Raw genomic sequence first — 26753 nt, forward strand, 5'->3', positions numbered from 1 at the left:
CGACATCGCGGAAAAATTTTTTTGTCTCTGGTTTCAAGGACAAAAAAAACCGGTTTTCGCGCCATAGTCGTATGGCCTCCTGCTCTAACTCTTCCGAACTTGACATTTTCTCGCTACCTCCAATAACCACACTGCAAAATCATCTGGTGTTGCTTCCCGCTCTCTTTTTGTAATCTCTGGCCGGCGCTTACTTCTGGTTCCATCTTTCCGGCGGCCGGCACTTGCCACGACACACGGTGCCTCACCCATCACGAACGGTATTTCTGGCAGTTCGCAAGGTTCAATGCCCACTATGTACAAAATCGTTTTTTTCTCAGCGCGGTGCCCCCACCAATGCTGATTCACTACTATTGAAAATCCGCCGAATTCATCGCGTTCACCTGGTTGAGGCAATCCCGCAGCTGCCCACAGCCTTGACTTTGCCGGGTGCTCAAGCACCCCCCCCACTTCACGGATTTTTTTAACTGCAAACAGTGCCAACTCTTTTTCATCAGGCCGTGGCTTTGCCATGTGCGCCAGCTGACCCCATGCCCGGCATGGCGGATGCGCTACTACTGCGCCGGTCGCTGCATACTTTCTCGCGTCGCGCTCAATGTCGTAACAGTCAACACCTGGCAAACGCTTGTAAATTGAGTCCTTCCGGACGAACAGAGCACCAATCATTTTCTATTCTTCCAATCCCTTACGAATTCCTCAATTGTTTGACTATGGCACTGGATTTTTATAGCCCCAGACCTCACACCTTTTGCGCGTTCACTCACTTTTTCAATGAACTCCTGCACATCTGGACCACCTGACTGCGTACAGTTATTTACACCAGTCCGAGGCAGGTCAAAGGCAACCCCGCCCTTTTTTAAAACTGTCCACTGATAGCGGATAGATTCGTACACAGCATCAGGCTGACTGACGCAATAAACCCCGCACGGCTTAGGCTCTGTGTAAGTCGCATACTTACCAGTAACTTCCGTGTCACGCCGTGCGATCTTGACCGCATAGCCACGGCCAACAGTTGCCCCGCCCTGAGCGCGGATATAGTCGGCAAAACATGCAAGAGATTCACCGTTTCTCTGTGCGGCAGACCAAGCCTGCTTAACTGCCGCTGGAGCCTGCAGCACAGCATCGTATTTAATCCTGCGCAGCTCACGCCACACAGAAACAGGAGCTCCGCCAATTTGCTGAAACTGTCTAATGCCATGAACCTGACTCCAGAGTGTTACGCGCTGGCTTGGCGTAATTTCTTGATTGCCCAACATATCCGGCGCGACTATCCAGCCGTCCGCCGTCTTATGGTCGCCCACGTGAGCGCCGTCAATATTCTTCGCAACGTACTTGGCGATATAGCCCGCCGCGCTGCCCTTCCCTGCTTCGATTTTGACCAGCTTGACGCGGTTTTCTGCCGCGCCCGCTTCTGTGCCGTCTTCGCGTAATGCGTAATCCCGAATGATCTGTTCCATGGCCTGCGCCTGTTCCGGCGCGACAAATAACAACATGTGCCAATGCGGACAGCCATCGTGATGCGGTTCCGCTATCCTGAAGCCATACGGGGCAATGCCGCACCGCTTAAACTTTGCACGTATCCGTTGCCATACTTTGCACAGGTAGTCCTGCGCCTCACGTGGTGAAAGGTTTTGATACTTCGGGTTCGACTCACCGGACTTTGCCAGCGAGCCATGAAATTTTGAGGGGCATGTAATTGTCCAGAACATGCCTACGTGTGACAGTTCTTTTGCTATCTCTTCCATTCCACGAATCCGCGTCATCATTTCACCACGGCGATTGGCGTTGTTTGACACACTCGTTTTTGATAACTCTTCCAGTGTGTAAATCTGCCCGTTTTCGTTCTGTACCTGAGTTTTCGCCAGCAAGGCCGCATTTTCTGCATTGCGCTTCATCTGCCTGACCGCGGATTCATTCGACAGATATACGCCTGCTTTGTAGGACACAAAGCCCAATTGAATAGCCACGTTCTCAAAGCGCCGAGCGTGTTCTTTTCTGAGGCCACGAATCCACCAACCACGATCAAGCGCCCGCGCCACCATTTCAGGGTAAGCATTGCCCTGCGGTGCTGCTATGCCCAACTGCCTGCACAGCATCGCAATGCCGTCAACGATCAGGGTATTACTCTGGTATTTCGCTGCATACGCGTAGACGCGCTTGACCATTTCGTCAGCACATTGATAGATCGCCGCATCACCAGCATCCAACGGGATACGCCCTGCATCTGCCTGGCGCTGTGCGGTGTACACCGCGTCACGCTTGCGCGGTTCGCAGTGATTCCATACGCGCACCATTTCCGCGCTGAATCTGCGCGGAATGCCTGGGATAAATCCAATGTCTTGCATATATCAGTGCGTATATTCGCCAGATGCAGCAGGCAACGAACCACCCTGCATGCAGCGGCCTATTTCTTCCAACTGCTTCAGCAATCGCTGCACTGAGATATTGATTTTTCCGCGCTCTAAGGCGTCGAACTTGTTTAGGGTGTCGTCTGCGCGTTCTTTCGGCAGATTGGCGGACATGACGGCAATACGGCGAACTGCAATCGGTAGCCGGTTCCAATGCGCGGCACGGACGGCCTCGCGGTCTGTTTTCAAAAGCGCAAGCGCCGCATCTATTGCGGCATTGCCGTTCGCATGGCTGAGCGCGTCTTGCTCAATGTTGTCTGTTTTCATGGTGTTACACTATTAATTTCATATTTAATTACGTAGTGCATCGACATAGGAGAAACGACATGCAGACCGTCTTGATCGCTGATAAACAAGTATCTAATTTCGACAGGCAAATCACGAGTGAGCTTGTTTTGGTAGTTGGCACCGAAAAAACCGTCCAACTTGAGCGCATGCAAATTGGCATACGAAACGAAAATGGAGATATCTACCGCGCCATCGGCATAACTGGCCTTGACCAGTTTCTCGATGCTATCGGCAAGCTGGTCAAGATTGGACTCGTTGACGAGCTCGAGCACGAACACAGCTCTAGATATGGCTACGACGCTATTTTCAAGCTGAGGAATTGAAGTTTTTTGATTGCTACTTTTAATCGCTTTCATGACACCCTCTCCTAAGGATTTCCCCGCCCTAAAGTTGCAAAATTAATACGGGGCGGGCTATGTTGCAGTACCTTAGGAGGGTTGATTGATCCCCGCCCCGATGCGAAATATAGTTCATCACTAACGAACGTGTCAACATGTAACGAACGTTCACAATCAACATATCTTGAACGTTCCCAGCCGTTAAACTACTATTCGGCTACAAACTACCTATAGGAGGGTAAAAAATGAACACCGTAGAATACTTAAACCATGCAAAAGAAAAGCTTGGCATTACATCTGACTATGCACTTGCAAAGTCCCTTGAGATGAGTCGCAGTGGCATGAGCGCACTTATTAACGGTAAGGTGACAATGAGCGATGAGACAGCAATGAAAGTCGCCGAAATTCTGGGAAAACATCCGGCAATAGTCCTTGCTGATATGCATGCAGAACGCGAAAAGAACCCAGCTATTCAAGCCGTTTGGCATGGAATAATGGAAAAGTTTTCCTTGGGTTTTGATGTCCTCATATCATGCGCTACCCCGCGCCGTTGCTCACTCTCGGCGTGATGATATGAGGTAAAGGGTAGTAGATACGCAATATAAATTATGCGAAATTAATGTAATTCCCGATGTGTTGCGTCTTTTGGCTTGCGCAACAGCTCACTCATCACTAGGACTTACGTAAAATCGACCCAGCGGCGTTATGGCTCCTTGCCGTACAAATGTAATGACTGCGTCACCAGCCTTGCCGGGATAATTATGCGTAAGTCCTAAATCTATGGGCGATTTAGGCGATACCATCGGCGAATCGTTCACGCAACACCTGGCCACGCTCATGGGTATATCTATGTCGAGGGAGTTGCGTACACGTGCTCAATCCTCGCAACAGTAGAAATGCTCTATTTGTGTGAAGTGCCTTTATTACTGGCGGTTCAGGCGCAGCAGTGAACCAAAACAACCAAGAATGTGAATTAAACTCATTAGAGAACATAGTTAAAATCGTGCACAAAGTTAATCACAAACGCCACCACTACAAATGCCGCCGGATAATCCTGGCCAGTACATCAAATGCTGGTGCGATGTTGGCGTCGTTGACGCAAGCGTAGCCTAGTACCAGCCCTGCGTTCCGGCTATCGGGAACATGGTAATAGGATGAAAGTGGCCTGACGATTACCCCTTGCTCCCTGGCCTGGCCGGCGATGAGTTGATCGTCGCATTTCTCTGGCAGGCGCAGTGCCAGATGGAGGCCGGCGTCGGTGCCGACAACTTGTACATCATCCGCAAAATGCCTTGCTATTTCTTGCTGTAGGATTTCCAGTCTGGCGCCGTACAGCAGACGCATCTTGCGAATGTGAGAACTGAAATGGCCTTGTATCATAAATTCGGCCATCGTCGCCTGTAACGGTGCCTGCCCGGAACGGTGCAACTCTTCCATTCCTGTGACAAAGGGTTGTTTTAGAGATGGCGGCAATACCAGGTAACCGAGTCGCAACCCAGGAAACATCGTCTTACTGAAGGTGCCCATGTACAGCACGCGCTCATCGCTATCCATCCCTTGCAACGATGCCAGTGGTCGTCCGTTATAGCGGAATTCGCTGTCATAGTCGTCTTCGATGATCCAGCATCCGTGAGTCTTCGCATATTCGAGCAAACTGCGGCGCCGAGCCAGACTCATCACCATACCAAGTGGATATTGATGCGACGGGGTGACAAAAATAAAGCGTGGTACCACAGCAAGATCGGCGTGGTCCGGGCATATGCCTTCCGGATCGACGCGTATCGGGCGTATGGTGATGCCGGATGCCGTGAGCAGGTTGCGCGCGCCCCAGTAACAAGGGTCTTCGACCCACGCGACATCACCTGGGTCGCTCAGTAAACGCAAACATAAATCTATCGATTGGTGGATACCATTGGTAATCACCACCTGCCCTGCCTCGCAATCTACCGAGCGCGAGCCTTTGAGGTATTCAGCAACCACTTCACGCAAGGGCTGATAACCGCCGCCGCCGCCATACGTTAGCGTGGCAACTGCAGGGTTACGCCATATTTTGCTTTGTAAGCTACTCCATATCTTGTGTGGGAACCGGGTCACATCCGGGACACCAGGCACGAATGCGCCCCATTGTTGCGGCGACGCGCCGGCATGCGCGACAAGGCGATGGCCGCGCTGTGATAATTGCGCCCAATCTGACACCGCAGCATTACTACCCCTTGGCGTCGGAGGCATAAACACGGTATCCGGAACGGTGTCTGCGACATAGGTTCCGCTGCCTGCACGCGCTTCAACATAGCCCTCGGCCAGTAATTGCTCATAGGCGTACAACACGGTATTGCGGGATATCTGTAACTCATTCGCCAAATCACGACTGGAAGGCAAGCGTGTGTCCGGGGGTAAAACACGATCCAGTATGGCTTGACGCATTAAGCGGTAAAGTTGTCGGTTACGTGGCGTATCGGACGTCTTATCGAGATATTGCAGTAAATAGTCGGAAAGATTAAACGTACGCATGCATCACCATGAATGGGATAGAAGACGATCCATTATAAATACATTAGCTTAATTGGCACCATCAAAATATCATAACCGGCACTATTTAATAGAGCCAAATCGAGGCACCATCCTTGTGCTTACTCAATCAACAGACAAGGAAAATCATGAGCTCGAATCTTGAATGGAAAGCACGCAAGGACAAGGCAACGCCACGCGGCGTCGGCGTGATGGCGAATTTTTATGCTGCACGGGCAGAGAATGCTGAAATCTGGGATGTTGAGGGCAAGCGTTACATCGATTTTGCAGCGGGAATCGCGGTGTTAAATACGGGTCATTGCCATCCGAAAATTATCGCCGCCATCATTGATCAATTGCAGCATTTCACGCATACCTGTTATCAGGTGGTTCCTTACGGTAGTTATGTAGCGTTGGCAGAAAAAATCAATTGTCTGATGCCAGGCATTCATGCCAAGAAAACGACTTTTTTCAGCACTGGTGCCGAAGCGGTAGAAAACGCGATAAAAATTGCACGTGCTGCCACCGGACGGCCGGGCGTGATCGCGTTTTCTGGCGCATTTCATGGGCGTACCATGATGGGGATGGCGCTGACAGGCAAAGTGGACCCGTATAAGCTGCATTATGGCCCCTTCCCCGGCGAAATCTATCACGTCCCATTTCCCAATGCACTACATGGCGTCTCTGTCGACGACGCGCTGGATGCGATACAGGTGCTGTTCAAAGCCAGCATAGATCCTAAGCGCGTTGCCGCCATCATTATCGAACCGATACAGGGTGAAGGTGGCTTCGTGGTCGCACCGCAAGCATTGATGCGGGCACTGCGTGCTATTTGTGATCTGCACGGCATTTTATTGATCGCCGATGAAATCCAGACCGGCTTTGCACGTACCGGTAAGCTCTTTGCAATGGAACATTACGATGTGCAGGCGGACCTGACTACCATGGCTAAGAGCCTGGCTGGAGGCCTGCCGCTGTCCGGCGTTTGTGGCCGCGCTGAGATCATGGATGCGCCCTCACCTGGCGGACTGGGCGGCACCTATGCCGGAAACCCGCTCGCAATTGCATCGGCATTGGCTGTGCTGGAGGTGATCGCAGAAGAAAATCTTTGCGAGCGTGCTAATACCTTGGGGCAAAGACTCGCAACACGCTTACAGCTAGTGCAAAAAGATGTGCCGCAGATAGCAGAAATTCGCGGCTTGGGCGGCATGCTGGCAGTCGAATTCAGGCATGCCGACACGGGCAAGCCAAATCCCGAATTTGCCAAAAAAGTGCAAGCCCACGCACTGGCTCAAGGCCTGCTGTTGCTGACTTGCGGCGTGTACGGCAACGTGATTCGCTTCCTGTTTCCAATCACGATTTCAGACGCAGTGATGAGCGAGGCGCTAGATATACTCGATGCAGCATTGCGTGCCTGAGGCGCTGCCTAATTCCAGCGTCACATAAAAACTCAACACCCAAAGACTGAACACTCATACCAAAGAACAAACAGGAGACTGCTGTGCTGAAACTAGAAGACCCCGAATTATTCCGGCAACAAGCATTCATCAATGGTATTTGGTGCGATGCCGATGATGGCGGCACGATCACTGTTAGCAATCCTGCGACTGGCGAGGCGCTGGGACAAGTTCCCAGAATGGGTGCCGCAGAAGCCAGCCGCACAATCAATTATGCCAATGCCGCGTGGAAGGTATGGCGCAATTTACTGGCGAAAGAGCGTGGTGCCATACTGCGCCGTTGGCATGATCTGATCATCCGGCACAGCGAAGATCTGGCACGCATTATGACTGCCGAACAAGGCAAATCCTTGGCGGAAGCGCGCGCTGAGATTGCCTATGGCGCGTCTTATATCGAATGGTTTGCAGAAGAAGGCAAACGCCTGTATGGCGATACGATACCGGCCACCTTACCGGGCCGGCGTATTATGGTGACTAAGGAACCGGTCGGTGTATGTGCTGCTATCACACCATGGAACTTCCCATCCGCCATGATTACCCGCAAAGCGGGCCCAGCCTTAGCCTCAGGCTGCCCGCTGATTGTCAAACCGTCTGAGCTGACGCCTTTTTCAGCACTTGCACTGGCTGAATTGGCGCAGCGTGCCGGTATGCCGGCAGGTATATTTAACGTCCTGACCGGGAACCCGGAGAGCATAGGAGCAGAATTCACCTCGAATTCTATCGTCCGGAAACTGAGTTTTACTGGATCAACCGCAGTTGGCCGTTTATTAATGCAACAATCCGCCAGTAGCATCAAGAAACTGTCCTTAGAACTCGGCGGTAATGCGCCATTCATTGTTTTTGATGATGCCGACCTGGATGCTGCTGTAGAAGGCGCTCTCGCCTCAAAGTATCGCAACTCAGGGCAAACCTGCGTCTGCGCAAATCGCATCTATGTGCAAGATGCCGTGTATGAACAATTTGCCGATAAACTGGCAGCAGCCGTGCATGCAAGCCTGGTCGTTGGAAATGGTGCCGACGCTGGCGTCAATCAGGGACCATTAATCAACGAACAAGCGGTACAAAAAGTAGAAAGCCATATTGCTGATGCGTTTGCCAAAGGTGCCCGTGTCTTGGCGGGTGGCAAACGACATGCTTTAGGACGGACTTTTTTTGAGCCCACGATACTGGCCGATGTCACGCAAGATATGTGCATCGCACGCGAAGAAACCTTTGGCCCTGTCGCCCCGCTATTCCGCTTTAAGACCGACGGCGACGTCATCGCTATGGCAAACGACACAGAATTTGGCCTGGCCTCTTATTTCTATAGCCGCGATATTGGGCGTATCTGGCGCGTCGCTGAACAGCTCGAGTACGGCATGGTCGGGATCAATACCGGCATTTTGTCGACTGAAGTGGCACCGTTTGGCGGCGTCAAACAATCCGGGCTGGGACGGGAAGGCTCAAAGTATGGAATCGACGATTATCTGGTCATTAAATACTGGTGCCTCGCCGGACTCTGAACCGGTCAGCAGCGGCCTTTGGGTCGCCAGGCAAACCCGCATCATGCGCTATTGAGTCAAGGTCAACTATGTCGAACTGTACAACAAAATCCCCCCTTCGCAAGCCTGTCGTTCTGATGCCTATGGGAGCGCAAGAACGTGCTGGTCATGACTATCAGGTGATGACCAAAAAATATATGCGCCCGCTGGTTGAGCATGCCTGCTGCACACCGGTTTTAGTTCCCAGCTGTTTTGGCAGCGACGATATTGAGCAATATTTGTCTATGGCGGATGGCATTTACCTCACTGGTGCAGGGAGTAACATAGACCCTGCCCTGTATGGACAAGACAATCTCACCCCTGAAAAAACTCAGGATCAGGACCGCGACCGGTTTGACCTGCCTTTGATCCATGCCGCTTTGGGATTGGGTTTGCCTTTATTTGTGATTTGCCGTGGCATGCAAGAATTGAATGTGGCACTGGGTGGCGATTTGCATCAAAAATTGTATGCCATACCCGATATGCTGGAACACCGGGAAGACTATGGTGCCAGCGTAGAACAGCAATACGCCGACGTACATAAGGTAAAGATAGTGCCGGGTACCTGGTTTGCCGGGCTGATGCAGGCCACTGAAATTTCCGTCAACTCCCTGCATGGTCAGGGCATCAAAACGCTGGGGTGTGGGCTGGAAGCGCTGGCACACGCTGAAGATGGTTTAATCGAAGCGCTGCATCTGCCACATTACAAACAATTTAGCCTGGGCGTGCAATGGCATCCAGAGTGGCAAGCAGCGCACAACCCCTATTCGATACGCATGTTCTCTGCATTCGGAGATGCGTGCCGACAGCGGCTTGCAGGCAGTTTGCAGCGCCAGAATAAGTTCTGATGGAATACTCACACTGCTTGTACCAGATGCTGAAATCAGCACCCTTGCTTATGCTCCTCCCTTTCATCCCTAGAAAATAAGGTAGTTTATGTCTTCCACGACTTCCAGTGACGCACATGCGCCCTCTTATTATGCGGCTTCCGCCAGCGTCAGCCCAGCTCGTCCGCCTTTACGTGGCGCAGTTGAAACGGATATCTGCATCATCGGTGCCGGGTATACCGGTCTGAGTTCTGCCCTTCATCTGGCGGAAGCCGGATTCAAAGTGGTGCTACTGGAACAGGCAAGAGTCGGCTGGGGAGCATCCGGACGAAATGGCGGCCAGATTGTGCATAGCTACTCACGGGATATCGACGTCATCGAATCGAGTTATGGTCATGACGTAGCAAAACCTTTAGCCGCGATGATGTTTGAAGGTGCACAAATCATCCGTGAACGCGTGGCGACTTACCAGATTGATTGCGATTTAAAAGATGGCGGTGTGTATGCCGCATTGACCCCTAAAAAAGTGTATGCGCTGGAAGAACAAAAGGAGTTATGGGAAAAGTGGGGTCATCAACATCTGACGCTGATCGACAACGCGGCTGAGATCAAAAAAGTCGTGCACACCGATCACTATCAGGCTATCCTGGTCGACAAAACCGGTGGCCATTTTCATCCGCTCAATCTCGCACTGGGTGAGGCCGCCGCAGTTGAGCACAATGGCGGGGTGATCTACGAACACAGTGCAGTGACCAAAATAGTACGAGGTGCAAACCCCGTGATTCATACTGCGGATGGTCAGGTGAAAGCCAAATTCGTCATCGTGGCCTGCAATGCCTATATAGGTGATCTGGAGCCAAAACTCGCTAAAAAGTCTATGCCTTGCGGAACTCAGGTGATTACCACTGCCCCATTAGGCCAGTTGGCGGATCAGCTCATTCCGTCTGACTACTGCGTTGAGGACAATAATTTTTTACTCGATTATTATCGTCTATCGGCAGATAAACGCATGATATTTGGTGGCGGTGTGAATTATGGTGCTCGCGATCCTGCGCATATCGAGTCCATCGTTGTTCCCAATATGTGTAAAGTTTTTCCTCAACTCAAAAAGGCTAAGATCGATTATGCATGGACCGGAAACTTCTTACTGACCTTGTCACGCTTGCCGGAAGTCGGTCAGTTAACTGACAACATTTATTATTCACAAGGCTGCTCTGGCCATGGCATCACCTTTACCCATTTGATAGGGCGATTACTGGCCGAAGCGATCAAAGGACAAGCGGAGCGCTTTTCTGCATTCGCCTGCCTGCCGCATTATCCCTTCCCCGGTGGCCGTCTGCTGAGAGTGCCGTTAACCGCCATGGGCGCAGCGTGGTATGACCTACGAGACCGCTTAGGGGTCTGATAACCATCGGTCATCACTGCACTGATAGCTGCTGCCGCCTTTGCTTAGCCGAAGATCAGGCAGCAGCCTAAGGCAAACTCAGGCGATCAGCTCAGGCCGGACTGAATCACAGAAGCAAGGATTTTTCCGTAATAAACAATCTTATCCGGAGTGACATAGGCATAGCCAACCAGCAGGCCGCGCCGCACTGGTAGTGAAAGATAGTAGGCCGAAAGTGCCCTCACCTCTATGCCCGATTCCGCCGCCAGTTTTTCCAGCGCGACATCATCGACGTGATCAGGCACTTCTATGAGCAGGTGCAGGCCTGACTCCTCATGGGAAATTCTGACTTGCTGATTCAACTGAGAACCAAATTCCCCAGCCAGGGTTTTACGCAGCAATTCGCGCCGTGATCCATAAATTTGACGGATTTTACGGATATGCGTTGCAAAGTGCCCAAGTGAAATGAAATCTGCCAATGCCGCTTGCACCATCAACTGACCAGGCCGCTGTAAGTCATATAAAGCACTCTTAAACGCGTCTGCCAAAGCGGCAGGAACCACCATATAGCCGACCTTGATGCCGGGATAAAGCACTTTCGAAAAAGTCCCCAGATACACTACGCGCTCATCCTTATCCAGCCCCTGCAATGACGCCAGTGGACGGCCTGTGTAGCGAAATTCACTGTCATAATCATCTTCCAGTATCCATGCATTTTTACGCACAGCGACATCCAGTAACTCACGTCGGCGGGCCAGGCTCATAATGGCACCGGTTGGATATTGATGCGATGGTGTGACGTAAATCAGACGCGGATCACATGCCAGATCGGCCGGCTTCAATGCCATTCCCTCACCGTCCACTGTAATTGGATGTAAATTCAGGTCGCAGGCTTCAAACACGCGTCTGGCACCCCAATAACAAGGATCTTCCACCCAGGCAGTGTCACCTACATCAGCCAGCAATTGTGCACACAGATCCAGCGATTGCTGCGTGCCAGAGGTAATGAGTATATTATGAGCCGTAGCCTTCACAGATCGCGATGCGGCGACGTATTCCGCGATCGCCTGGCGTAAGGGCAAATACCCGCCTGCACGCCCATAATCCAGCAAATCAGGGTGTATGTCACGCCAAACCCGGTTTTGCAAACGCTGCCACACCTTGAATGGAAAACTGCTGAAGTCATCGTCCGCCGGCACAAATGGAAAAATCTCGAAGCGCTCCCCTGCCCCAAACGCCGTGATATGCGCGCCACGCCGCGATAAAAGTGTGGTCTCAGCACCTGGAACCTCAGAGGCAAGTGGCGCTGGCATGACTTGCGCCGCCAGCTTCAATTCAGTCAGATTTGCAACATAGGTACCGCTGCCCTGGGCACTGGTGACATAGCCTTCCGCCATCAATTGCTCGAAGGCCGCGATGACAGTGTTGCGTGCCATTCCCAGATCGCGCGCCAGTTCCCGACTTGAAGGCAACTTACTTCCCGCACTCAGTTGTCCAAGATGAATGCTCACTTTTGCTACTTCATAAAGTCGCTTTTGCTGCGGCAACCTGGGGAAAAAATCAGGTTGAACCAATAATTTGGAAAATAAATCAGATGTGGCAGACATAAGCTGTAAGTGGTTCTATTAAAATCAATAAAGTGGAGCTAACAACAATACCAAATTCCCTATAAACTAATTTTCATATTGCAAAATCAACATAAAACATATTTTCCACATTGTAATTGGTGCAAAGCAGAACAATTAAAGATTTATAAGTGGATCTATTAAGGCTATTATTTTATTTATTATTATAAACCAATATATTTTTTCAAAGCAAAAATATAATCAAAATCATGCATAAGCCCATCGTCATAGTTCCAGCTTGCACGGCACAGATTGGTGCCCATGCGTTTCACGTTGCGCAGGCGAAGTATTTGGAAGCGGTGCAATTTGGAGCCGATTGCCTGCCTCTGATTTTGCCAGCTTTTGGCACAGCGACGGATCTGGACTCGGTGCTTGCCAGTGCTGACGGGATTATGCTGACAGGTGCCTACTCCAATGTACATCCCAGCCATTACGAGCAATCAGTCATCAATCCATCTCTTCCACAAGACTTGGCACGCGATGCGACTACGCTTCCTTTGATACGCGCCGCTCATGAGCGTGGCTTGCCATTTTTTGCAATATGCCGCGGTTTTCAGGAGGTCAATGTTGCACTGGGTGGCAGCTTGTACCAGGCAGTACAGCAAGTCGACGGTAAATTTGATCATAGAGAAGACAAAACACGACCTCAAGAGCAACAGTACGCGCCAGCCCATCTGGTCAGGCTCTCAGCCAACGGTGAACTAGCGCAAATACTGGATGGCGCATCCGAATTAATGGTCAATTCTTTGCATGGCCAGGGCATAGACAGGCTTGCCGCAGGTTTGCGCATAGAAGCCCGTGCAGACGATGGCCTGATTGAAGCCTACAGCTTTGGCAAAGAAGCTGGGTTTGCGATGGCTGTGCAATGGCATCCGGAATGGAATCTGGTCAACAACCCAGAGTCACTCAAACTGTTCCGGGCGTTTGGCCGTGCCTGCCGTGATTATCAAACCAAACGCGGACGGCAGCCATGAGAACTGATGAATTATGGGCGCGTGGCGTTCCTAAGCGCATCGTCAGCTAGCCTACGCAGCCCGCAATTGATGCACAACATAACGCCATCAGCGCCAGACATAAAAACAATATACAGAATTCAGAGAGACGATTATGGGAATACGCGACAACTTTACATATACCGACATGGACTTGTGGCTCAACGAAAACAGAGTCACTGAAATTGAATGCCTGGTACCTGATTTAACCGGCGTTGCGCGTGGAAAGATACTGCCGCGTGGAAAATTTACCCAAGAACGCGGCATGCGGATCCCCGAAGCAGTATTGGGTATGACAGTCACCGGCAACTATCCGACAGAAGATGAAGCTTATGACAGAGCCATATCTTCAACTGACCGCGACATGATTTTAAAAGCCGACCCCAGCACCATCACGATGGTGCCATGGGCCTGCGACCCAACCGCACAAGTGATCCATGACTGTTATTTTGCAGACGGCAAACTGGTGGATTTTGCGCCACGTTCGGTACTGCGTCGTGTGCTCAAGCTGTACGCAGATAAAGGCTGGAAGCCGGTGGTTGCCCCTGAACTTGAATTTTATCTGACTGCAAAAAATACCGACCCCGATTTACCTTTGAAACCGCCTATCGGGCGCAGCGGTCGCGCAGAAACCAGCCGCCAGGTGTACAGCATAGATGCAGTCAATGAGTTTGATCCTCTGTTTGAAGATATTTACGATTACTGCGAATTAATGAACCTCGATGTCGACACCTTGATACACGAGATCGGTGCTGGCCAGATGGAAATTAATTTTTTGCATGGCGACCCGCTCAGTCTGGCTGACAAAGTATTTTTCTTTAAACGTACTTTGCGCGAAGCCGCACTCAAGCATGATATGTACGCGACTTTTATGGCGAAGCCCATGGCTGGTGAACCTGGTTCAGCCATGCATGTGCATCAAAGTGTCGTCGACTGTAAATCCGGCCTGAACATTTTCAGCAATACGGATGGCTCGCCGGCACCTATATTCAAACACTACATAGGCGGACTGCAACGCTATATGCCTGCAGCGATGGCTATCGTCGCCCCCTATGTCAATTCTTACCGGCGCATTGTGCGTCACACCGCAGCGCCTATCAATATTCAATGGGGCATGGATAACCGTACTGTCGGTTTCCGCTTGCCTGAGTCTGGCGTACAAGACCGACGCGTCGAAAACCGCATCATCGGCGCTGATGCCAATCCCTATCTGGCTTTGGCCGTCACCCTTGCGTGTGGCTATCTGGGGATGGTGGAGCAATTAGAGCCCACCCCGATGACAGTCAACAGTGCCTATGACTTGAAGTTTGAATTGCCGCAAGGCTTGCCGGAGGCACTGCAACTGCTGCGTGCAGAAGACAAGTTGCGCAGCGTGTTAGGAGAACGCTTCATTGATGTGTATGCAGCCATCAAGGATCTGGAACACCAGGAGTTCATGACCGTCATCAGCCCCTGGGAACGCGATCACTTGCTGCTCCATGTGTAAGCGACACCGTTAGCTGAAAATTGCTTAAAGATTTTCGTATGAATGACAGAATTTAAAATTCAGGATTCCCATGCACTCTTTAAAACCAGGTTTTTCTGCAATCGCCAATCTAAATCAGGTGACTGAACCAGCTCAGACTTTCGATACAAAAGCGATACAGGCACTCGACACTGCGCACTATCTGCATCCTTTTACTGATTTCAAAGACTTGAATCAAAAAGGTGCCCGGGTCATGGTCAAAGGGGATGGTATCTATATTTGGGATTCGGAAGGAAAAAAAATACTGGATGCTATGTCAGGCTTATGGTGCGTCAATGTGGGCTATGGTCGCAACAGCATTTCAGCAGCCGTGTATCAACAAATGGAAACCCTGCCTTTCTATAACAGTTTCTTCAACACGACCAATGTGCCAGCCGCACAGCTGGCTGCCAAACTGGTAGAGATTTCTCCGCCTCAGTTCAGTCATGTATTTTTCACCAGTTCCGGTTCAGAAGGTAATGACACCAATCTGCGTATGGTCAGGCGCTACTGGGATTTGCTTGGATATAAAGACCGACATGTGATCATTAGTCGTCATAACGCCTATCACGGCAGCACCGTGGCTGGTGCCTCGCTAGGCGGCATGCGTGCAATGCATGCACAGGCTGGCCTGCCTATTCCCGGCATAGAACACATAGGGCAGCCAAATTACTTAGAGAGCGGCCGCGGTATGACTGAAGCCGAGTTTGGCATCAAAGCGGCGTCCTGGCTGGAAGACAAAATCCTTGAAACAGGACCCGAAAAAGTCGCTGCCTTCATCGGCGAACCAATACAAGGAGCCGGCGGCGTCGTGATTCCACCAGCGACCTATTGGCCTGAAATTCAACGTATCTGCGACAAATATGGAATTTTACTCATCGCCGATGAGGTCATTTGTGGATTTGGTCGTCTTGGCACCTGGTTTGGCTCAGAGCGCATGGGTATCAGGCCAGATTTAATGACCTTCGCCAAAGGCGTCACCTCTGGTTATATCCCTCTAGGCGGGGTCATGGTCAGTGATCGTGTTGCGGATATCTTGATCGAAAAAGGCGGTGATTTCAATCATGGCTTTACCTATTCCGGGCATCCGGTTGCATGCGCAGCCGCATTGGAAAACATCCGCATTCTCGAGCAGGAAAAATTAATCGGGCAAGTTGCAAACCAAACTGGTCCCTATCTGCAGCAAGCATTCGCGCAATTGGCCAGTCATCCCCTGGTTGGCTTTGCCAATAGCTGTGGGCTGGTCGCGGGTCTGAATCTGGTCAGGCAAAAAGCAGAGCTGCAACATGATTGTGTCTTATTCGGGACTGAACAAAACGTGGGAATGATTTGTCGTGGCTATATGTTCAGCCAGGGCATCATCATGCGCGCTGTTGGCGACAGGATGATCATCGCTCCCCCTCTGTGTATTAGTGTGATGCAAATCGATGAAATGACAGGACTGATCCGCTCTGCTTTGGATCAGACGCTAGAGGATTTACAAGCCCGTGGATGGGTCTAGTTGTTATGTAAAGAGCCGGACAGCTGCCAGTTAAGAGGCGCTGTCAATAATGGAAACGCATAGTAAGCATTTAAATTCATAAATTCATAAATTCAAATTAAAAAGACAGGAGACAAGCATGTGGACTTCTTTTAAAGATTTACGATTTACCCGACAGATGATGCGCAGCGTATCAAACGCTCTGGCAGCCAGCGCAGTCAGCTTTATCACACTCTCCACAGCGTACGCGCAAGAAGAAAAGGTACTCAATATCTACAACTGGTCAGACTATATTGCCGAAGATACGATTAAAAATTTTGAAAAGGAGACGGGTATCAAAGTACGTTATGATTTATTTGATACCAATGAAATTCTGCATGCAAAATTAGTCGCTGGTAAAACAGGTTATGACATCGTCGTCCCCTCTGCAAATTGGGCCAATTTGCAAATTCAAGGCGGCTTGCTGACTAAGCTCGACAAGAGCAAGTTACCTAACCTGGCCAATCTGGATCCCATCATCCAGGCTTCGCTGGCGAAGCTCGATCCCAACAACGAACACGTAATCGACTGGCTCTGGGGTTTTACCACGATAGGCATCAATGTTCAGAAGGTCAAAGCTGCCCTGGGTGATTTAACTATGCCCGCCAATGCATGGGATTTGGTCTTTGATCCCAAATACATCTCAAAATTAAAATCCTGTGGCGTCTCCGTCCTCGACTCTCCTTCCGAAATCATTCCGCCAGCTATGCAATATTTAGGGAAAAATCCTTTCTCAAAAACAGCGGGCGAGTATCAGGAAGCTGCCGCTTTGTTGAAGAAAATCCGCCCCTATATCAGCTTATTCAGTTCATCGGGTTACATTAATGATCTGGCAAATGGCTCAATCTGCGTCGCACTCGGCTGGTCGGGCGATATCAACATTGCCCGTCAACGCGCGATTGATGCCAAAAATGGTAATGAAATCCAGGCTTTAATCCCAAGCACGCATGCCATCCTGTTTTTTGATGTCATGGCGATCCCGGCAGATGCCCCCCATCCCAACAATGCCTATCTGTGGATGAACTACATCATGCGCCCTGAAGTTCATGCAAGTCTGAGCAATAAAGTTTTTTACGCCAACCCCAACCTAGCCGCAACCAAGTTCGTCAAGAAAGACATCACGGAAAACAAAACTGTGTATCTGAGCGATGCTGACAAGAAGAAAATGATTGCGCCCGAAGCAGTCAGTTCCGACATACGTCGTTTAATCACCAGAATTTACACACAGTTCAAGACCGGCATGTAACTGGGACAGTCGTCCGAACCGGCGGACGACCAGATTCTGAAAGAAAGTGCTGAACAGTCATTGGTTACAACGACTGCGGCTGAACTCAAGCTTTTTTAATGAAGGTAACTTATGGCGTCATCTTCTCATGGCGAAACAGCCACTCAAACAACGCCAACATCGTCGGCAAATGCAGGCAATCGTAACGGCCAGGCTTTTTTGCAAATAAACAATCTGATGAAAGAATTCGGCGATGTGCGTGCCGTGGATAACGTGTCCATCGCTATCGATAAAGGCGAAATTTTTGCGCTGCTCGGCAGTTCTGGTTGCGGCAAATCGACGCTGCTCAGAATGCTGGCGGGGTTTGAGTCGCCAACTTCAGGTCAGATTTTACTGGATGGTAAAGATATCGTTGGTGTTGCGCCCTACCATCGCCCGATTAATATGATGTTCCAGTCCTATGCACTATTCCCGCATTTATCAGTCTGGGACAATATCGCCTTTGGTTTGCGCAGAGACGGCATGCCCAGGGACGAGATTGCAGCTCGCGTAGAGAAAATGTTGGCGCTGGTACAGCTAAGCGCCTTTGGCAAGCGTAAGCCACATCAACTCTCTGGTGGTCAGCAACAACGCGTGGCGCTGGCGCGCAGCCTGGCCAAGCGCCCGCAGCTGTTATTGCTCGATGAACCGCTGGCAGCTTTGGACAAAAAACTGCGTGAGCGTACCCAGCTCGAATTGGTCAATATCATCGAACAAGTCGGCGTAACTTGTGTGATGGTCACTCACGACCAGGAAGAAGCCATGACCATGGCGTCGCGCATTGCGGTCATGAGCGAAGGGGTAATCCGCCAGACCGGACGTCCAAATGATATCTACGAAACACCGAATTGCCGCTTTGTCGCGGACTTTATCGGCAGTGTCAACATGTTTTCCGGAACCGTCACTGTGGATGAGCCTGATCACGTCATCATCGACTCGCCGGAATGCCAGCACTACGTTGCACACGGCATTACCGGAACCATCGATATGCCTGTCTCTATCGCCGTGCGCCCTGAAAAAATCACGATCAGTGCGGAAGCACCCGAGCAAAGCCATAACCTGGTGTTCGGCGAAATTGTGGAAATGGCGTATCTGGGCAGCTATACGGTGTATCACTTAAAGCTTGCCAGCGGCATGTTACTGAAAGCAACCATCAGCAACACCTTGCGCCATGGCGCCTTCGACCCCAAATGGGGCGATCAGGTGTATGCAAGCTGGTCCGATATTTCCATGGTGGTATTAACCCAATAACGGAAGTCATTGTGAAAAATACGCTGAAACACCTCAAACAATTTAGCTGGCTGCGCGGCAGTACCATAGTCATAGGCATCCCCTATCTGTGGCTGCTCGCCTGCTCGCTGGTTCCTTTCATCATTATCTTGAAAATCAGCCTGGTAGAAATGGAGATCAATAATCCATTTGGCACACTGTTCAGCTATGCAGACGGCATCGTGTCATTAAAGATCAAGATCAGCAATTATCTGTTCATTGCAGATGACAATTTGTACGTGCTGACCTATCTGAGCTCGATAAAATTTGCAGCCATCACGACCATGTATTGCCTGATCATCGGCTATCCGTTTGCCTATTTCATGGCGCGGGCCAGGGCCGCAATACGTCCGACACTGATGATGCTGGTCATGCTGCCATTCTGGACCTCGTTTTTGCTACGCATATATGCCTGGAAAGGGATGTTGGCAAATAACGGTGTAATCAACTATTTCCTGATGTCTGCGGGAGTGATTGATAGCCCGCTGCACATGATGAACACACAGTTTTCTTTGCTGGTAGGGATGGTCTACACCTACCTGCCATTCATGATACTGCCGCTGTACACCAACCTGTCGAAAATGGATGCGCGCTTTATCGAAGCTGCTGCCGATTTGGGGTCGACGCCCTGGAGCACGTTCTGGCGCATCACGGTACCGCTGTCTAAGTCCGGCATTATCGCCGGCTCTATGCTGGTGTTCATCCCCTGCGTTGGCGAATACGTCATCCCGGAATTACTGGGTGGCCCGGAGACCCTGATGATAGGACATGTGCTGTGGGATGAATTCTTCAGCAATAACGATTGGCCCATGGCATCTGCAGTCACTATCGTCGTAATCTTGCTGATACTGGTACCGATGGGCGTCTTCACCAAATATCAACAAACAAAATGAGGGAGCCGACATGAATGTATATCGCTGGTTTGGACGTGCCTGGCTCTCTGTGGGATATCTGTTCTTATATATTCCTATTCTGATGCTGATCGTTTTTTCCTTTAATAGCTCGCGCCAGGACATGATCTGGAGTGGATTTACGCTTAACTGGTACTCGGCACTGACAAAAGATCAGGAAATCATTTCCGGATTTATGCTGTCGCTGAAAATTGCCTTGTTAGCGGCAAGCGCGTCAGTAATTCTTGGGACCTTTGCTGCGTTCAGCTTGAACAATTACCGCAAATTTTCCGGACGCGCACTGTTCAAAGGCATGGTCAGTTCCCCATTGGTCATGCCAGAAGTCATCATAGGCTTGTCGCTACTACTGATGTTCGTTTCATTTGAAAAAATGTTCGGCTTTCCGCAGCGGGGCATGTTCACGATTTTGTTTGGCCACACCGTACTTGGCATGGCATATGCGACCGTCGTGATTGAATCCCGCCTGCAGGAAATGAGCAAATCCCTGTCTGAAGCAGCAATGGACCTGGGTTGTAAGCCATTTCAGGTATTTACGCTGGTGACTCTGCCCAATATTACTCAGGCACTTGCATCGGCCTGGTTACTGACCTTCACGCTCTCGCTGGACGATGTCGTACTGTCTGCTTTTCTGACCGGGCCAGGCTATTCCACCATGCCTATCATTATCTTTTCCCGTGCCCGGCTTGGCCTTGATCCAAGGGTAAATGTCATCGCGACTCTGACCATTTTGGCCGTGAGTATAGGTGTCATCTTCTCAAGCTGGCAGATAGTCAGAGCAGAACGTTTGCGCCAGAAACAAATATCTGCTGCATTTCAAGCGGACACATCCAAGTAAAAAAAGACGTAATTTCGAATCATACCGAGGAGTCACCATGCATATTCTGAAAAAGTCCGTCATTGCCATCGCGCTTGCAATTCCAGCGTTCGCCATGGCCCAAAGTGCGCAGGAAGTGAAAGCTGAGCTTGACGCCATGAAAACGAAAATCAAGCAACTTGAATCCATGATGGAGGCGATGAATGCCAAGTCGGCTGAAGCAGCAGCAACAGAGGCGGAGAAACGTGCCGAATTTAATCGCATGAAGATCAAGACCGAGGCGATGGAAGACCAGATCGAGGTGGCCGGATTCAAAGGCTTCAGGATTTCCGGCTTTATCGACCCGACTTATATCTATAACCAGCGGCAGAACACTGCCAGCGTGGTATTCATGAAGAATTTCTCTGACGTGAACGGGACAGGCACACATACCAGTCAGCGCGCCAGCTATGCCTATGACAATGCATTCTTTGGAACTGCTGCACTGCGTTTCGAAAAAGAGATGGAAGGTGGTACCAAATGGTTACTGGAACTGATGCCACACAAAAGCTATGGTGATGGCGGCGGCTATAACCTGGGTTCGCTTGTGAATCAGGCAACGGTATCAATTCCGGTAGACGGCTTAAACAACCGCTTTTTGGCTGGACAGTTTGGTTCTTTCCCGGGCTACGAATATCAATTGCCGGCAGGACTGCAAGCCAAAAAAACCATTACCAATGGTTTGTTATTTGATTTCACCGAGCCCTCCTTCTTTACTGGTTTTGGCTATGAACACCTAGAGGGAAAATGGGACATGAAGGCCTTGGTCGGCAATCCAAACAATGGACGTGTCACTGACCGCCGCTCCCCTGCTTTGCATTGGCGTGTCGACTATGCCAAAGGTGAGTTTAATGGTTGGGGCGCTTCCGGCCTGCATGGCAAAACATCCGGCAATACCTCAATAAACTATCTGGAAACTGATGCGTATTTTATCCGTGGTGATTGGACCTTACAGGGACAGTTAGAGAGCGGGCAAATTAAGAACGGCGCATTTAATGGTGGTGATGCGAGGTGGACAGGCTTGTCTACCCTGGCGGCTTACAAGTTCACGCCCAGAGTAGAAGGCATCGCACGTTTTGATTACATCAAGAACAGTGCTAACGGCGGCGGTGTGCCCAGCATCACCTTCGGCAGCGGTTGCAGAGCGCAGGATCTGGATGCCGATCCCAGCGGCGCAAAACCTATGGCCTCGTCCTGCGGCGATTACCGTAACGGGTTTGGCCCAGGCATAGACAACGTAACTGGCTTGATCAATGACCCGAACAAAGGGGCGAACCGCTATGCCTTGACGTTTGGGCTTAATTTTATCCTGACACCGAATGCCGTACTGAAATTTGAATTGCGGCGCGACGGTGCGTCAGAAAACACCTTCTATGACGTGAATTCCAAGACCTACAAAAAAGATAATTTAATGTTCGGCGCATCGACGGTGGTCAGTTTTTAAACATATCTGAATATAAATTCTGGCTGGTTATCAAAACTTCATCACTGAAGTCTTGTCACTCAACTGTGCACAATGAGTTCAAGCAGCAAGGCAGCGTTGATGTGGTGGTCTTGTTGGCAACAGGTCTATATCAGCAACTGCAATCAAATCCAGTATTTGTTTTGAGAACAAACAATTAAAACGCGCATCAAGAACAAGGAAGCATGATGAAAAACCGACTTTGGCATGACCGGGCTGCGACACTGAATTTCGATGGAAGAGCATTTATTGATGGGCATCGAAAATGGGCGCTGTCAGAAAAGACGTTCGACAATCAATCGCCAGTCGACGGTCGTCGTTTAGGGAAAATAGCACGCTGCGAAGCTGCAGATATCGATCTGGCTGTGGCCGCAGCACGTCGCGCATTAAACGATGGCCGCTGGGCGGGATTGGCTCCGGCAGCACGCAAACGGGTATTAATTCGGTTTGCTGATCTGGTACAGAAATATGGTGAGGAACTCGCCCTGCTCGAAACCCTGGACATGGGTAAACCGATCAAGTACAGCCTCAGCGTTGATGTCAACGCGACCGCAAATTGCCTGCGCTGGTATGGCGAAGCAATAGACAAAATCTACGATGAAATCGCACCGACAGCCGCAGATAGCCTGGCCTTGATCACCCGTGAGCCAGTTGGTGTGGTCGGCGCGATTGTGCCATGGAATTACCCTATGATTATGGCGGCATGGAAAATCGCGCCAGCGCTGGCTGCGGGTAATAGCGTGATTTTAAAGCCGTCAGAAAAGTCGCCCTTGACTGCAATGCGTCTGGCAGACATCGCTTTGGAAGCAGGGATTCCTTCTGGCGTGTTCAATGTCGTGCCAGGTTTTGGTCATGAAGCTGGCGCAGCACTGGCTTTGCATATGGACGTAGATTGCATAGGGTTTACCGGCTCGACGAAGATAGGCAAACAGATACTGCAAATGGCCGGGATGTCGAATCTCAAACGGGCATGGACAGAATTAGGAGGCAAATCCGCGAATATAGTCTGCGCCGATTGCCCTGATCTGGATGCTGCGGTGGCCGCTGCCATCGGCTCCATCTACTTTAATCAGGGGGAAAGCTGTAATGCGCCTTCGCGCCTGTTTGTCGAATCCTCTGTCAAAGACCGCTTCCTGGAAAAAGCACTGGCAATGATACCGCTTTTTCAACCGGGTGATCCACTGGATGAAGACAGCATTATGGGCGCTATCGTCGATGCCACCCAACTCAACTCTGTCATGGCCTATATAAGCGCAGGCACCAGGGAAGGTGCAAAGCTGTTAGCCGGTGGCATACAGCTGAAAGCGGAATCCGGCGGATACTATATTGCACCGACCTTGTTTGATGAGGTTAACAACGAGATGAAAATCGCACGCGAAGAAATTTTTGGCCCGGTACTGTCGGTCATCGGTTTTACCGATATCAATGACGCAATCCGCCAGGCCAATGACACGCCTTACGGTTTACAGGCGGCGATATGGACCGCAGATTTGAGTCGTGCCATCAACATTTCGCGCGCCTTGCGCGCTGGCACGGTACATGTGAATCAATACGATGGCGATGACATTACGGTGCCCTTCGGTGGAATAAAGCAATCAGGCAACGGGCGGGACAAATCCCTGCACGCGTTTGATAAATATACCGAGCTGAAAACCACCTGGATACGCATCACTTAATAGATACCTGGCTTAACTGTGCTTGAGTAGTAGCGGCATAGCTAAGCCTGCGGCCAAGGTAAAGAGTTTTGTAAAGCCAGCGTGTCATATCAATGTCGATTGAATCCCATCTATCATGAACCCAATATCCCCTGTCCGCGTCAAGGCACCCTTGTTTCCTGCTTCGGACCATACTGACGTTCAGGCTACACTGCTCAAACACAATATCAGATTCGTGTTTGCACAATTTACCGATATTCACGGATCAGCCAAAGGCAAGCTGATCCCGTTGTCACACCTTGAGCAAATAGTCTGTCCGGGTGCAGGTTTTTCTGGCGCCTCAATTTGGGGAACCGGTTTACCACGCACAGGTCCACGTGCTGAATACTATGGCCGTGCAGATTTGAGCACGCTGCAAAGGATGCCATGGCTGCCCGGTTACGCAAGAGTGATTCTGGATGGTTATGTGGCAGGTCAGCCATTTTCGCTGTGTCCGCGCCAGATACTGCATCAACAAGTGGCGCGACTGGCTGAACGCGGTTGGACACTCAATGCGGGCCTGGAACCTGAATTTTTTCTACTTGAGGAAAGCAACGGCAAGTTCGATTCCGAAACGGGTGACAGACTGGATAAACCCTCCTACGATACCAAAAGCCTGTTACGCCGCAGCCGCTTTCTGGAAAAACTGAGCACCAGCTTGGATGCATGTGGATTGCAGGTGTTCCAGATAGACCATGAAGATGCCAACGGACAGTTTGAAATCAACTACCACTACGCCGATGCACTTAAAGCAGCGGACAATTTCATGCTGTTTAAAATGGCTGCACAGCATATCGCCGAAGAAGAAGGTCTGCTGTTCTCTATGATGCCTAAGCCCTTTGCTGAGCGGCCTGGCAGTGGTTTGCATTTTCATTTATCGGTCACGGATATTGATGGCAAAGCGATCTTCAGTGCAGAAGATGATAGCGATCAAACCGGCCTAGGCCTGTCACCACTGGCGTATCAATTCTTGGCAGGGCTGTTACAACATGCACCGGCGCTGACTGCGTTTTGCGCACCTACTGTCAATTCATATAAGCGATTAATGTGTGGCGAATCGCTATCCGGCACCAGTTGGGCGCCTGCGTTTATCGGCTATGGCGACAACAATCGCACCACGGTTGCGCGCATAGTCAGTCAAAGAATTGAGTGGCGTTTGGCAGACAGCGCTGCCAACTCTTACCTGGCACTCGCTGCTGTGATTGCGGCTGGGCTGGATGGCATAGAACGCGCACTGAACCCCGGACCTGCGGTCAATCGCGACATCTATCAGATGACGAGTGAAGAGCGCAGCGAACTCGGACTACACGCACTGCCTCAAAATCTGGGTCTGGCCAATGACGCGCTGCGCCGTGACCAGCTATTGAGTCAGGCACTGGGCTTAGATTTCATTCACGAATTCCTCAGGCTCAAGAATGCTGAATGGGTGGAATACAGCCAACACGTGAGTAGTTGGGAAACTGCACGCTATCTGAACAGGTTTTAATTATGTTATTAAGCAAAGAAGCACAACTGACAGAAAATTCATATTACGAAGCCAGCGTTACACGACCCGGCCCCGCGCCAGCATTGCGTGAGCCCATCCGTGTTGATGTCTGCGTAATAGGAGCTGGATTTGCCGGTTTGTCAGCCGCGCTGGAATTACGTGCAAAGGGCTACACGGTCGCAGTTCTTGAAGCAAAAACAGCAGGCTGGGGCGCCTCAGGACGAAATGGTGGTCAGGCTATCGTCGGCTATGCCAGCGATGACGCGATAGAAGCACAATTCTCCGCAGAAGATGCGCGCCAGGCCTGGCAGATCACAGTCGAAGCATTGCAATTGTTGCGCAGTCGTATAGCGCAACATGCGATTTCATGTGATTTCGTACCAGGCTTCCTGAATTTAGCAATTAACGCGAAGAAAGGCCGCGAACTGGCCCAGGCCAGCGACAATATTCGCCAGCGCTACAACTACCCTTTGCAGAGTATCAGTCCGGCAGAGATCGGCAACTGGATAGACAGCAAGCGTTTTCATAGCGGTAGCTTCGATCCGCAATCGGGACATCTGCATCCACTCAAATATTGTTTGGGACTGGCTGAAGCAGCGAAGCTGGCCGGCGTGCAGATTTTTGAAAACTCAGCAGTGCTGCAATTGCGACGCGGCAGTCAGGTACGGGTAAAAACTGCGCAAGCTGAACTTGTGTGTGATTTTGCTGTATTAGCCGGCAACGTGTATCTGAATGAATTTAGTCACAAGCTGGCGCCGGAGCTGAACAAACGCATCATGCCGGTCGGCACGTACATTATCGCGACCGAGGCGATGGAGCCACAACGCGCCGAAGCATTGATACGCCAGCGCTGCGCAGTATGCGACAACAATTTTGTACTTGATTATTTTCGCCCGACTGCCGATCACCGCATGCTGTTCGGTGGTCGGGTCAGCTACAGCGCAGCAACGCCCAGAAATCTGGTCAGCAGTATGCGTCAGCGCATGCTCAATGTCTTTCCGCAATTAGGCGATCTGAAAGTGATCTATGCCTGGGGCGGTTTTGTCGACATCAGCATGAACCGCGCACCGGATTTTGGGCGGCTAGATCACAACATCTATTACTTACAAGGTTTTTCCGGACATGGACTTGCGCTGACCGGTATGGCAGGCAAACTAGTCGCCGATAGTATCGCTGGACAGGCTGAGCGTTTCGATTTACTGGCACGTGTCAAACATTATCCTTTCCCAGGCGGGAAGCTGATGCGTACACCAGCCCTGGTACTCGGCATGTTGTATTACCAAATCAAGGACTTGCTCTAGCACAGAAGCTAGCTGGCCTATGCCGCTACCAATACCAACATCCTTGCAGCATTCCTTATTAAACGGTCTCTGACACTGTCGTAACTATTAAAAACATGATGACTCTTCAAGAATTGAACGATTTTTTTCAGCGACATCAAGTTCGC

General features: G+C 50.6%; 22 protein-coding genes. 16 read left to right on the forward strand and 6 right to left on the reverse strand.

The features are described from left to right. Window positions 1-84: 84 nt before the first annotated feature. The 4 genes from H8K43_RS01705 to H8K43_RS01720 are packed head-to-tail and all read right to left on the reverse strand — an operon-like array spanning window position 85 to window position 3049. The gene (locus tag H8K43_RS01705; protein ID WP_186902250.1) at window positions 85-663 is read right to left on the reverse strand and encodes a hypothetical protein; all 579 of its coding nucleotides are present in this window, start codon (window positions 661-663) and stop codon (window positions 85-87) included. Then, entirely contained in the window at window positions 660-2342 is a 1683-nt protein-coding gene (locus tag H8K43_RS01710; protein ID WP_186902251.1) for a replication endonuclease, read from the reverse strand. The genes H8K43_RS01705 and H8K43_RS01710 overlap by 4 nt, the downstream gene beginning before the upstream one ends. Before the next feature lie 3 nt (window positions 2343-2345). Next, on the reverse strand, window positions 2346-2672 hold the full coding sequence (locus tag H8K43_RS01715) for a hypothetical protein (protein WP_186902252.1): 327 nt from the start codon (window positions 2670-2672) through the stop codon (window positions 2346-2348). Beyond that, entirely contained in the window at window positions 2669-3049 is a 381-nt protein-coding gene (locus H8K43_RS01720) for a hypothetical protein (protein ID WP_186902253.1), read from the reverse strand. Before H8K43_RS01720 ends, H8K43_RS01715 begins: the two co-directional genes overlap by 4 nt. 227 nt (window positions 3050-3276) lie before the next feature. On the opposite strand from H8K43_RS01720, the gene H8K43_RS01725 reads away from it, so the two are divergent. Continuing rightward, window positions 3277-3600: a DUF3693 domain-containing protein gene (locus H8K43_RS01725; RefSeq protein ID WP_186902254.1), complete on the forward strand. Its 324-nt coding sequence runs from the start codon at window positions 3277-3279 to the stop codon at window positions 3598-3600. Window positions 3601-4063: 463 nt separating this feature from the next. Here H8K43_RS01725 and pdxR (H8K43_RS01730) read toward each other — a convergent pair whose 3' ends face one another. Continuing rightward, entirely contained in the window at window positions 4064-5542 is a 1479-nt protein-coding gene (pdxR, locus tag H8K43_RS01730; protein ID WP_186902255.1) for a MocR-like pyridoxine biosynthesis transcription factor PdxR, read from the reverse strand. A 146-nt stretch (window positions 5543-5688) separates the two neighbouring features. On the opposite strand from pdxR (H8K43_RS01730), the gene gabT reads away from it, so the two are divergent. From gabT to H8K43_RS01750, 4 genes are all read left to right on the forward strand, one after another. After that, complete coding sequence (gabT, locus tag H8K43_RS01735; protein WP_186902256.1) at window positions 5689-6957, forward strand: 4-aminobutyrate--2-oxoglutarate transaminase; 1269 nt, start codon at window positions 5689-5691, stop codon at window positions 6955-6957. Between the two features lie 83 nt (window positions 6958-7040). After that, window positions 7041-8498: an NAD-dependent succinate-semialdehyde dehydrogenase gene (locus H8K43_RS01740; RefSeq protein WP_186902257.1), complete on the forward strand. Its 1458-nt coding sequence runs from the start codon at window positions 7041-7043 to the stop codon at window positions 8496-8498. Window positions 8499-8620: 122 nt separating this feature from the next. Further along, window positions 8621-9364 (forward strand): gamma-glutamyl-gamma-aminobutyrate hydrolase family protein, encoded by a 744-nt coding sequence (locus tag H8K43_RS01745; protein ID WP_230403610.1) that lies wholly within the window; start codon window positions 8621-8623, stop codon window positions 9362-9364. Window positions 9365-9452: 88 nt separating this feature from the next. After that, window positions 9453-10748 carry an NAD(P)/FAD-dependent oxidoreductase gene (locus H8K43_RS01750; protein ID WP_186902259.1) on the forward strand — a complete coding sequence of 432 codons (1296 nt, stop codon included), beginning with the start codon at window positions 9453-9455 and terminating at the stop codon, window positions 10746-10748. Window positions 10749-10834: 86 nt separating this feature from the next. Here H8K43_RS01750 and pdxR (H8K43_RS01755) read toward each other — a convergent pair whose 3' ends face one another. After that, window positions 10835-12334 carry a MocR-like pyridoxine biosynthesis transcription factor PdxR gene (gene pdxR, locus H8K43_RS01755; RefSeq protein ID WP_186902260.1) on the reverse strand — a complete coding sequence of 500 codons (1500 nt, stop codon included), beginning with the start codon at window positions 12332-12334 and terminating at the stop codon, window positions 10835-10837. Window positions 12335-12561: 227 nt separating this feature from the next. Here pdxR (H8K43_RS01755) and H8K43_RS01760 point away from each other — a divergent pair, with 227 nt between their 5' ends. The 11 genes from H8K43_RS01760 (at window position 12562) to H8K43_RS01810 (ending at window position 26607) form a co-directional block, all read left to right on the forward strand. Next, complete coding sequence (locus H8K43_RS01760; RefSeq protein ID WP_186902261.1) at window positions 12562-13326, forward strand: gamma-glutamyl-gamma-aminobutyrate hydrolase family protein; 765 nt, start codon at window positions 12562-12564, stop codon at window positions 13324-13326. A 133-nt stretch (window positions 13327-13459) separates the two neighbouring features. Continuing rightward, a complete protein-coding gene (locus H8K43_RS01765; RefSeq protein WP_186902262.1) occupies window positions 13460-14830 on the forward strand; it encodes a glutamine synthetase family protein in 1371 nt (456 codons plus the stop codon). A gap of 70 nt (window positions 14831-14900) precedes the next feature. Then, entirely contained in the window at window positions 14901-16349 is a 1449-nt protein-coding gene (locus tag H8K43_RS01770; protein ID WP_186902263.1) for an aspartate aminotransferase family protein, read from the forward strand. 160 nt (window positions 16350-16509) lie between these two features. Next, entirely contained in the window at window positions 16510-17613 is a 1104-nt protein-coding gene (locus H8K43_RS01775; protein WP_408058477.1) for a polyamine ABC transporter substrate-binding protein, read from the forward strand. Between the two features lie 111 nt (window positions 17614-17724). Further along, on the forward strand, window positions 17725-18882 hold the full coding sequence (locus tag H8K43_RS01780) for an ABC transporter ATP-binding protein (protein WP_186902264.1): 1158 nt from the start codon (window positions 17725-17727) through the stop codon (window positions 18880-18882). Between the two features lie 11 nt (window positions 18883-18893). Further along, a complete protein-coding gene (locus tag H8K43_RS01785; protein WP_329604466.1) occupies window positions 18894-19793 on the forward strand; it encodes an ABC transporter permease subunit in 900 nt (299 codons plus the stop codon). A 10-nt stretch (window positions 19794-19803) separates the two neighbouring features. Then, a complete protein-coding gene (locus H8K43_RS01790) occupies window positions 19804-20646 on the forward strand; it encodes an ABC transporter permease (RefSeq protein ID WP_186902266.1) in 843 nt (280 codons plus the stop codon). A 37-nt stretch (window positions 20647-20683) separates the two neighbouring features. After that, window positions 20684-22108 carry a DUF3138 family protein gene (locus tag H8K43_RS01795; protein ID WP_186902267.1) on the forward strand — a complete coding sequence of 475 codons (1425 nt, stop codon included), beginning with the start codon at window positions 20684-20686 and terminating at the stop codon, window positions 22106-22108. A gap of 206 nt (window positions 22109-22314) precedes the next feature. Beyond that, window positions 22315-23802 carry an aldehyde dehydrogenase gene (locus H8K43_RS01800; protein WP_186902268.1) on the forward strand — a complete coding sequence of 496 codons (1488 nt, stop codon included), beginning with the start codon at window positions 22315-22317 and terminating at the stop codon, window positions 23800-23802. A gap of 115 nt (window positions 23803-23917) precedes the next feature. Further along, on the forward strand, window positions 23918-25306 hold the full coding sequence (gene glnT / locus H8K43_RS01805; protein WP_186902269.1) for a type III glutamate--ammonia ligase: 1389 nt from the start codon (window positions 23918-23920) through the stop codon (window positions 25304-25306). 2 nt (window positions 25307-25308) lie between these two features. After that, window positions 25309-26607, forward strand: coding sequence for an NAD(P)/FAD-dependent oxidoreductase (locus tag H8K43_RS01810; RefSeq protein ID WP_186902270.1), 1299 nt, complete (start codon window positions 25309-25311; stop codon window positions 26605-26607). The last annotated feature ends 146 nt before the right edge of the window (window positions 26608-26753 follow it).

Origin of the sequence: Cognatundibacterium curvum (assembly GCF_014284235.1) — a bacterium.
GTDB classification, from domain to species: Bacteria; Pseudomonadota; Gammaproteobacteria; order Burkholderiales; family Burkholderiaceae_D; genus Undibacterium; species Undibacterium curvum.

Coding starts and splice junctions, on each gene's coding strand:
- H8K43_RS01705 (WP_186902250.1), bottom strand. CDS start 663: ATGATTGGTGCTCTGTTCGTCCGGAAGGACTCAATTTACAAGCGTTTG.
- H8K43_RS01710 (WP_186902251.1), bottom strand. CDS start 2,342: ATGCAAGACATTGGATTTATCCCAGGCATTCCGCGCAGATTCAGCGCG.
- H8K43_RS01715 (WP_186902252.1), bottom strand. CDS start 2,672: ATGAAAACAGACAACATTGAGCAAGACGCGCTCAGCCATGCGAACGGC.
- H8K43_RS01720 (WP_186902253.1), bottom strand. CDS start 3,049: ATGAAAGCGATTAAAAGTAGCAATCAAAAAACTTCAATTCCTCAGCTT.
- H8K43_RS01725 (WP_186902254.1), top strand. CDS start 3,277: ATGAACACCGTAGAATACTTAAACCATGCAAAAGAAAAGCTTGGCATT.
- pdxR (WP_186902255.1), bottom strand. CDS start 5,542: ATGCGTACGTTTAATCTTTCCGACTATTTACTGCAATATCTCGATAAG.
- gabT (WP_186902256.1), top strand. CDS start 5,689: ATGAGCTCGAATCTTGAATGGAAAGCACGCAAGGACAAGGCAACGCCA.
- H8K43_RS01745 (WP_230403610.1), top strand. CDS start 8,621: ATGGGAGCGCAAGAACGTGCTGGTCATGACTATCAGGTGATGACCAAA.
- H8K43_RS01750 (WP_186902259.1), top strand. CDS start 9,453: ATGTCTTCCACGACTTCCAGTGACGCACATGCGCCCTCTTATTATGCG.
- pdxR (WP_186902260.1), bottom strand. CDS start 12,334: ATGTCTGCCACATCTGATTTATTTTCCAAATTATTGGTTCAACCTGAT.
- H8K43_RS01760 (WP_186902261.1), top strand. CDS start 12,562: ATGCATAAGCCCATCGTCATAGTTCCAGCTTGCACGGCACAGATTGGT.
- H8K43_RS01765 (WP_186902262.1), top strand. CDS start 13,460: ATGGGAATACGCGACAACTTTACATATACCGACATGGACTTGTGGCTC.
- H8K43_RS01770 (WP_186902263.1), top strand. CDS start 14,901: ATGCACTCTTTAAAACCAGGTTTTTCTGCAATCGCCAATCTAAATCAG.
- H8K43_RS01775 (WP_408058477.1), top strand. CDS start 16,510: ATGCGCAGCGTATCAAACGCTCTGGCAGCCAGCGCAGTCAGCTTTATC.
- H8K43_RS01780 (WP_186902264.1), top strand. CDS start 17,725: ATGGCGTCATCTTCTCATGGCGAAACAGCCACTCAAACAACGCCAACA.
- H8K43_RS01790 (WP_186902266.1), top strand. CDS start 19,804: ATGAATGTATATCGCTGGTTTGGACGTGCCTGGCTCTCTGTGGGATAT.
- H8K43_RS01795 (WP_186902267.1), top strand. CDS start 20,684: ATGCATATTCTGAAAAAGTCCGTCATTGCCATCGCGCTTGCAATTCCA.
- H8K43_RS01800 (WP_186902268.1), top strand. CDS start 22,315: ATGAAAAACCGACTTTGGCATGACCGGGCTGCGACACTGAATTTCGAT.
- glnT (WP_186902269.1), top strand. CDS start 23,918: ATGAACCCAATATCCCCTGTCCGCGTCAAGGCACCCTTGTTTCCTGCT.
- H8K43_RS01810 (WP_186902270.1), top strand. CDS start 25,309: ATGTTATTAAGCAAAGAAGCACAACTGACAGAAAATTCATATTACGAA.